The organism is Streptomyces sp. NPDC059010 (assembly GCF_042740355.1).
GTDB lineage: Bacteria > Actinomycetota > Actinomycetes > Streptomycetales > Streptomycetaceae > Streptomyces.
This window is the reverse complement of record NZ_JBHYJA010000037.1, coordinates 97,783-104,749: the sequence shown is the minus strand read 5'-3', so window position 1 is coordinate 104,749 and position 6,967 is coordinate 97,783. Positions and strand designations below refer to the sequence as shown.

At 70.1% G+C, this 6,967-nt stretch carries 10 protein-coding genes; 5 read left to right on the top strand and 5 right to left on the bottom strand.

What is annotated here, in order from left to right; translation table 11 throughout:
* Positions 1-55 precede the first annotated feature (55 nt).
* The 4 genes from ACFWYS_RS33135 to ACFWYS_RS33120 form a co-directional block, all read right to left on the bottom strand.
* The gene (locus tag ACFWYS_RS33135) at positions 56-376 is read right to left on the bottom strand and encodes a hypothetical protein (RefSeq protein ID WP_384776718.1); all 321 of its coding nucleotides are present in this window, start codon (positions 374-376) and stop codon (positions 56-58) included.
* A 61-nt stretch (positions 377-437) separates the two neighbouring features.
* The gene (locus tag ACFWYS_RS33130; RefSeq protein WP_384776716.1) at positions 438-758 is read right to left on the bottom strand and encodes a hypothetical protein; all 321 of its coding nucleotides are present in this window, start codon (positions 756-758) and stop codon (positions 438-440) included.
* A 63-nt stretch (positions 759-821) separates the two neighbouring features.
* On the bottom strand, positions 822-1,190 hold the full coding sequence (locus ACFWYS_RS33125; protein WP_384776714.1) for a hypothetical protein: 369 nt from the start codon (positions 1,188-1,190) through the stop codon (positions 822-824).
* A 275-nt stretch (positions 1,191-1,465) separates the two neighbouring features.
* Positions 1,466-1,867, bottom strand: a complete 402-nt coding sequence (locus ACFWYS_RS33120; RefSeq protein WP_384776712.1) for a hypothetical protein — start codon at positions 1,865-1,867, stop codon at positions 1,466-1,468.
* A gap of 259 nt (positions 1,868-2,126) precedes the next feature.
* Here ACFWYS_RS33120 and ACFWYS_RS33115 point away from each other — a divergent pair, with 259 nt between their 5' ends.
* From ACFWYS_RS33115 to ACFWYS_RS33100, 4 genes are all read left to right on the top strand, one after another.
* Positions 2,127-2,849: a beta-glucanase gene (locus ACFWYS_RS33115; RefSeq protein ID WP_384776710.1), complete on the top strand. Its 723-nt coding sequence runs from the start codon at positions 2,127-2,129 to the stop codon at positions 2,847-2,849.
* Positions 2,843-3,466: a vitamin K epoxide reductase family protein gene (locus ACFWYS_RS33110; RefSeq protein ID WP_384776709.1), complete on the top strand. Its 624-nt coding sequence runs from the start codon at positions 2,843-2,845 to the stop codon at positions 3,464-3,466. The genes ACFWYS_RS33115 and ACFWYS_RS33110 overlap by 7 nt, the downstream gene beginning before the upstream one ends.
* Before the next feature lie 90 nt (positions 3,467-3,556).
* Entirely contained in the window at positions 3,557-4,051 is a 495-nt protein-coding gene (locus tag ACFWYS_RS33105; protein WP_384776707.1) for a tyrosinase family oxidase copper chaperone, read from the top strand.
* Complete coding sequence (locus ACFWYS_RS33100; protein WP_384776705.1) at positions 4,035-4,895, top strand: tyrosinase family protein; 861 nt, start codon at positions 4,035-4,037, stop codon at positions 4,893-4,895. The genes ACFWYS_RS33105 and ACFWYS_RS33100 overlap by 17 nt, the downstream gene beginning before the upstream one ends.
* Positions 4,896-4,940: 45 nt before the next feature.
* Here ACFWYS_RS33100 and ACFWYS_RS33095 read toward each other — a convergent pair whose 3' ends face one another.
* Entirely contained in the window at positions 4,941-5,900 is a 960-nt protein-coding gene (locus ACFWYS_RS33095) for a D-2-hydroxyacid dehydrogenase family protein (RefSeq protein ID WP_384776703.1), read from the bottom strand.
* Positions 5,901-5,949: 49 nt separating this feature from the next.
* Between ACFWYS_RS33095 and ACFWYS_RS33090 the strand changes: the two genes are divergently transcribed.
* Positions 5,950-6,921 (top strand): NAD-dependent epimerase/dehydratase family protein, encoded by a 972-nt coding sequence (locus tag ACFWYS_RS33090; protein WP_384776701.1) that lies wholly within the window; start codon positions 5,950-5,952, stop codon positions 6,919-6,921.
* The last annotated feature ends 46 nt before the right edge of the window (positions 6,922-6,967 follow it).

The following is a 6,967-nucleotide window of genomic DNA, read 5'->3' as shown; positions in this document are numbered from 1 at the left end:
CCCCGGGGGCGGCCCGCGGGACATCGGGCGGCCCGCCCTCGGCGTGAGGCACCGATCAGAACAGCAGGCCGCCGACGTACGGGGCGTTCTGCTGCTGGTTGACCGTGGCCGTGTCGCAAGCCGCGTAGTGCGAGTTCGGCGCGGCCACGCCGCCGAGGACGGCACCGTTGGACCACGGGGCCAGGCAGCGGGCGTCGAGGAGGGCGCCGTTGACGACGGCGATCCCCTGCTGCGGTTCGTTCACGACGACCGGGGCCGACGAGAAGCCGCTACCGCCCTTGACGGTGGTGGTGTCGTTGTCCGCGGCGGCGGTGCCGCCGGCCGCGAGGACGATACCCGCGGCGATGGCGGAAATGGCCGTAACCTTGTTACGCATGAGCTGAGCCTTTCCGGGCTGCGTATGGGGGTTACCTGCTCCGAATTGCTCGGATCAGGAGTCAGAACAGCAAGCCGCCCTTGTAACCGGCGTTCTGCTGCTGGTTGACAGTGGCGGTGTCGCACGCGGCGTAGTGCGAGTTCGGTGCGACGACGCCGGCGAGGACGGCCCCGTTCGACCACGGCGCGGCACAGCGGAGGTCTACGACCGTGCCGTTGGCGACGAGGAGCCCCTGCTGGGGGGCGTTCACGACGACAGGGGACTGCGAGAAGCCACTACCACCCTTCACGGTGGTGGTGTTGCTGTCCGCAGCGGCGGTACCACCAGCCGCGAGGGCGATACCGGCCGCGAGGGCAGAGATGGCCGTAACCTTGTTACGCATGTTTGCGCCTTTCAGGGCTGCGTTGGGGGATTAACCTGCTGCCGAATCACTCGGAGCAGAAGGTCAGAACAGCAGGCCGCCGACGTACGGGGCGTTCTGCTGCTGGTTGACCGTGGCCGTGTCGCACGCGGCGTAGTGCGAGTTGGGCGCGGGGACGCCGCCGAGGACGGCACCGTTGGACCACGGGGCCAGGCAACGACCGTCGACAAGGCTGCCGTTGAGGACGACAACACCCTGCTGGGGCTCGTTGACGACGACCGGAGCCGACGAGAAGCCAGTACCCCCGGTGACGGTGGTCTTGTTGCCACCGTTGGTGCCGGTGCCGCCGCCGTTGCCAGTTCCGCCGCCGTAGCCACCGGCGGAGGCGATGCCGGCGGTGCTGATGACGGTGCTGAGGGCGAGGGCCGTGATGACCGCGAACTTCCTGGGCAACTCGGTTCCTTCCTGAATTCACGGTTGCGCACGCTTACGAAAAGGAAACCCGTATATGCATGCATAAGTCACGGCGGGAACATTCAAACCTGGGCAGATTCCATCGGATGGCGCAACCTTACGTGCCCGAAATCCGTGTGGAGTTCCGGGGGAGACATGCATCCGGCCCACCGGCAGGGTGCGGGCCGGTGGGCCGGAGTGTGGTTCGCGGGTGCCGAGAACCGGATCAGAGTGTCAGAATTCTGGGGCCAGAGACTTGTACGGTTGCCGCGTCGTCACTGGGACTTGGGAAGGAAGGAGCCGATGCCGGACGCGGTCGGCGCCTTCAAAGGGTGGACCTGGACGGAACCGCTTCCGATCGCGTTCTTCACCGGAATCGTGGGCCGCTTGGCGGCATCCGGGTCCATTCCGTCCAGGTACACGCCGGACATTCCCACGGCACTCTTGCTGTTCTTGTCGAACGCGCTGCCCTTCGCGACCCCGCCATCGCGGGCCAGCCGCGTCACGGTGTCGGCCGCGGGCAGGATCGCCGGGCTCACCTTGGTCGGGGACATGAGCCCGAGCGGGCTGGTGGAGATTCCCGAACCTCCCGTGGCGGCCACCGCAGCCGCGGCGGAGCCGCCCACAAGACCCGCACCGATGGCCAATGCCGCAGTGGTGAAAACTGCCTTCTTCATGATTCACCTCGCTGGAAAGTACCTCTGATCCGACGGTTGGAGAACATAGCAGTCCAAGGCCCCTGTAAAAGCGACGCGTTGCTCCATACGTGTGAAAGTAGCGGGAGTGAAGAATGGAATGCACAGAGGCATTCGGAGGGATTGGCATCTGGTCGGCGAATCGATTGATCGTATGGTGCACCCGGCCCAATTCGATCGCCTGAACGAGCTGTATAGGGCATGAATTGGGAAATGTGGCAGGTGGCCTACCCTCGCCGCCATGACCATCGACACCGCCACGTACACGCCGACTTGGTCGGAGGAGTTCGACGCCCCGATCGCCTGGGGCGCCAAATGGGTCGGCGACCGGTCCAGCGCCTACCGCTACGGCGATCACAACCCGGACGACGACAAACTCGACTGGCTCGACCCCGCCTGTGTGACCGTCGCGAACGGGGTGGCCGTCTTCACCGCCACCCCGGCCGGCCGCACCCTTGAGAACGGCCGCCCCGCCTGGCGCACCGGGCTGCTCACCACCGAGTACTCCGCCGAGGGCTTCCAGGTGCGCACCGGCGACCACGTCGAGACCCGCGTCAGACTGCCCTCGGCCACCGGGGCCTGGCCGGCGCTGTGGACCTGGAAGGACGGCGCGAACGAGATCGACTCCTTCGAGTACCACCCGGACAACCCCGACCTGCTGGAGCTGTCCAACCACGTCACCTGCTCCCCGGCCTCCTCGGCGTACCACACCGACGCCGGCGCGATCGGCCCCGACCGGTGGGTGACCATCGGCACCCGCTACGGCGCCCGGTGCGTCGACTGGTACGTCAACGGCGACCACGTCCACTCCGACGGCACCGGCGTCGGCACCGACTGGTCGGCGTACCTGATCCTGAACCTGTCGCTCAGCGCCGGCGAACACCACCCGGCCCCCTGCGCCCCGGAGCCGGTCACGTTCGCCGTCGACCACCTCCGTGTCTACCGCGAGGCCGACCGATGGTGACCCCGACTCCGCCCCCGGACCCGGCCCCGACCCCGGCCCAGGACCCACCCCCATCCCGTGCCTTCGCCCTGCTGCTCGTCCTCACCGGGGCGGCCGGGCTGCTCGCCTCCTGGGTCATCACGCTCGACAAGTTCAAGCTCCTGGAGGACCCGGACTTCACCCCGGGCTGCAGCCTCAACCCGGTGCTGTCCTGCGGCAGCGTGATGGAGAGCGACCAGGCCGAGGCCTTCGGGTTCCCCAACCCGATGCTGGGTCTGGTGGCGTACGCCGTCGTGATCTGTGTCGGCGTCAGTCTGCTGGCCGGGGCCGCCTTTCCGCGCTGGTACTGGCTGACCTTCGAGGCCGGGTGTCTCTTCGGGATCGGGTTCGTGTCCTGGCTGCAGTTCGAGTCGCTGTACCGGATCAACGCCCTGTGCCTGTGGTGCTGTCTGGCCTGGATCGCGACGATCTTGCTGTTCTGGTACGTGACGTCCTTCGTCGTGCGCAGCGGCTTCCTGCCCGCGCCGGCCCCGGTGCGGACCTTCTTCGCGGAGTTCACCTGGATGCTGCCGGTGCTGCACATCGGGATCGTCGGGATGCTGATCCTGACCCGCTGGTGGGACTTCTGGACCAGTTGACGATTGCACCGTATGGGCGCTTGCGCGGTGACCGTGGGGAGCCCCGGACGGTTACTCGTACGAACAGCCGAACCGTACGAGGAGTGAGCGATGGCCGTCAGTGCAGACGGGATGTCGGTGGGTCCGGCGCAGGGGGCGGGCACCCCGAGGAGCGGTGAGCCGGAGCGGCGGACACGGCGGGAGCTGGCGCGGCTGCTGTTCGGCTCCGCGGCGGTGGCCCTCACGCCGGTGCTCGCCGCCTCCCGGCCCTCGGAGTCCGCGGACCGGCGGCCGCGCGACATCCCCTTCGACGAGACCTACCGCGGCCGCCGTATCCAGGGCACCCCGCTGCCCTTCGCGGGACTCACCGCCCTCGGCGCCGACTGGCGCGTCACCGTGGACGGCCACCCGCTGCATCTGATGCGGCGTGCCGACGGCACCTGGCTGAGCATGCTCGACCACTACAGCTGGTACCGGACCCCGCTGGAGGCGACCCGCGCGGCCGTCGACGAACTCGGACCCCGCAGGCGGCTGCGTGACTGGGCACCCGGGCCCTTCGACGGCGGGCACCCGCACAGGGAGGCGGAGTATGGCGTACGTGCGTAAGAACGTGAGCAGGCTGACGCGCACCGAGCGGCGGCGGTTCATCGAGGCGCTGCTGGAGGTCAAACGGCGCGGCGAGTACGACGAGTTCGTACGGCTGCACATCGTGCACTTCCGCGGCGACGGCGACCGGGGTCTGCGTGCCGCCCATATGACGCCCTCCTTCCTGCCCTGGCACCGGCAGTTCCTGCTGGACATGGAGAACGCCCTGCGCCGTGTCGACCCGTCGGTGACGGTGCCGTACTGGGACTGGACCCGGGACCGGACGGCCACCTCGCTGCCCTGGACCGACGATCTGCTCGGCGGCAACGGGCGGCGCGGGGACCGGCAGGTGATCACCGGGCCGTTCGCCCGCGCGGGCGGCCGGTGGACCCTCAGGGAGAGCATCACCGACGTCGACTTCCTCACCCGGGACCTGGGCCGCGCCCGGGACCCGATCTCCCTGCCCACCCGGAGCGATCTGGACTGGGCGCTGAGGGACCCCGTCTACGACGTCGCCCCCTGGGACTCGACGGTCACCAGGGGATTCCGCAACAAGATGGAGGGGTGGGGCAACGGCAGGATCCCCTGGTACAACCACAACCGGGTGCACCGCTGGGTCGGGGGCGCCATGCTCGGCGGCGCGTCCGTCAACGATCCCGTCTTCTGGCTGCATCACGCCTTCGTGGACATGCAGTGGCAGCGCTGGCAGCAGCGCCATCGCAACCACCGCTATCTGCCGGCCACCCCGCCCGGCCGGGGCAGCGCGCAGTACGGCCGGATCGTCTCCCGCCACGAGCCGATGCCGCCGTGGGACGTGACGCCGGACGAGCTGGAGGACCTGTCAGGGATCTACCGGTACGCCTGAGTCCACGGGTGCGACTGAATCTATGGGTATGCCTGAATCCGGCTCTCAGGGCAGCCTTCGTACCGGTGAACCCGCCAGGTACGCCTGGATGTCCTCGACCGCCTGGCCGTAGTACGTCGCGTAGTTGGCCTGCGAGACATAGCCCAGGTGGGGTGTGGCGAGCAGGCGGGGGGCCGTGCGCATCGGGTGGTCGGCGGGGAGGGGCTCGATGTCGAAGACGTCGACGCCGGCACCGGCGATACGGCCCTCGTGCAGGGCGGTGAGCAGGGCGTCCTGGTCGACGATCGCCGCGCGCGAGGTGTTGACCAGGTAGGCGGTCGGCTGGAGCAGGGCGAGTTCGGGTGCGCCGAGCAGGCCGCGGGTGCGGTCGCTCAGGGCGAGGTGGACGGAGACGTAGTCGCTCTCGGCGAGCAACTCCTCCTTGGATGCGGCCAGTTGGACGCCCACCTCGTCGGCGTACTCCTTGGTGAGGTTCTGGCTCCAGGCGCTGACGTGCATGCCGAAGGCGAGGCCGACCTGCGCCACCCGGCTGCCGATCTTGCCCAGGCCCAGCAGCCCGAGCCGGCGGCCGTGCAGGTCGGCGCCGACCGTGGACTGCCAGGGGCCGCCGCCGCGCAGGGCGTTGCTCTCCACGACGATGCCGCGGGCGAGGCCGAGCAGCAGGGCCCAGGTGAGCTCGACGGGCGGGGTCGAGGAGCTGGCCGTGCCGCAGACGGTGACGCCGTGCGCCTCGGCGGCGGCGTAGTCGATGGCCGAGTTGCGCATGCCGGAGGCGATCAGCAGCCGCAGCCGGGGGAGGCGGGCGATCAGGGAGGCGGGGAAGGGGACGCGTTCCCGCAGGGTGACGACGATGTCGAAGTCGGCGAGGGCCTCGGCGAGGGCGTCCTCGTCGGGGAAGTGGGTGGTGAAGGGGACGACCTCCACGTCGTCCGCGAGCGGCGACCAGTCCGCGACCTCGGTCGCCGCGTTCTGGAAGTCGTCGAGCACAGCACAGCGCAGCCGCACGGCAGTTCCTTTCCATGGCCGGGGAAACGACTTTACGTAACGTGCTCGCATGCGCGGAGCGCTGATCATCGGCCGAGAGAGAGGGCTCACCTTGCCACCACGCATCCTCGTCACCGGAGGCAGCGGCTTCATCGGCGGGCATGTCGCCGCCGCCCTGCGGGAACCCGGCGGCGTCATACCGTTCCGGGTCCGGCTCCTGCTGCGCAACCCGGTCGGCGCTGCCGCGGCGGCGGACGTCGTACGGGCGGACCTCGCCGACCCGGTCTCCCTGCGCGGTGTCTGCGACGGCGTCGACGTCGTCCTGCACTGCGCCTCCCACGTCGGCGACGACGAACGGCTCACCGAGACCGTCAACGACCACGGCACCCGCGCCCTGGTCGAGGAGGCGACCCGGGCCGGCGTGGCCCGCGTCGTGTACGTGAGCACGGCCGCCGTGTACGGCCGAGGGCCCTTCACCGACGCCCCCGCGGACGAGTTGCCGCTCGCGCCCGCCTCACCGACCAGCCGCTCCCGGGCCGCCGCCGAACGGTATGTGCTGGACGCGGGAGGGGCCGTACTGCGCCCGCACCTGGTGCTCGGGGCCGGGGACCGCTGGGTGGTGCCCGGGATGGCCGCCCTGACGGGAGCGCTGTCGGCACGTCTGAAGGGGTGCGCCGCCCGGCAGTCCGTGGTCGACGTACGGGCGTTGGCGCGCGCGGTCGTCGCCGCCGGGCTGTCGGAGCAGGCCCTCACGGGCGCGCATCACGTCAACCACCCTGAGCCGGTGGGGAGTTCGGACCTGATGGGCGCGGTGGCCGACCGGCTCGGCCTGCGGCTGCCGGACCCGCCCCGGGACCTGGACGAAGCCCGGACCCGGCTCGCCGCGAAGCCGCGCGCACTGCACCACCTCGGCATGCTCGCCGTGGACCACTGGTTCGCGGACGGCGGCTTCTGGGCGCGCGTGGGCGTCGATCCCGGGACGGGATTCGCGCGGAGCTTCGCACAGCACGCCCCGTGGTACCGGGAGTTCCTGGAGCGCTGACGGCGGGCAGGGGCGGGGTCGCGCACCTGCTCGTGCTCCTCCCGGC

Excerpts from the sequence above, each read along its gene's own strand:
- ACFWYS_RS33135 (WP_384776718.1), bottom strand. The coding sequence starts at position 376 with ATGCGTAACAAGGTTACGGCCATTTCCGCCATCGCCGCGGGTATCGTC.
- ACFWYS_RS33090 (WP_384776701.1), top strand. The coding sequence starts at position 5,950 with ATGCGCGGAGCGCTGATCATCGGCCGAGAGAGAGGGCTCACCTTGCCA.
- ACFWYS_RS33105 (WP_384776707.1), top strand. The coding sequence starts at position 3,557 with ATGGCCGTCAGTGCAGACGGGATGTCGGTGGGTCCGGCGCAGGGGGCG.
- ACFWYS_RS33110 (WP_384776709.1), top strand. The coding sequence starts at position 2,843 with ATGGTGACCCCGACTCCGCCCCCGGACCCGGCCCCGACCCCGGCCCAG.
- ACFWYS_RS33100 (WP_384776705.1), top strand. The coding sequence starts at position 4,035 with ATGGCGTACGTGCGTAAGAACGTGAGCAGGCTGACGCGCACCGAGCGG.
- ACFWYS_RS33130 (WP_384776716.1), bottom strand. The coding sequence starts at position 758 with ATGCGTAACAAGGTTACGGCCATCTCTGCCCTCGCGGCCGGTATCGCC.
- ACFWYS_RS33120 (WP_384776712.1), bottom strand. The coding sequence starts at position 1,867 with ATGAAGAAGGCAGTTTTCACCACTGCGGCATTGGCCATCGGTGCGGGT.
- ACFWYS_RS33115 (WP_384776710.1), top strand. The coding sequence starts at position 2,127 with ATGACCATCGACACCGCCACGTACACGCCGACTTGGTCGGAGGAGTTC.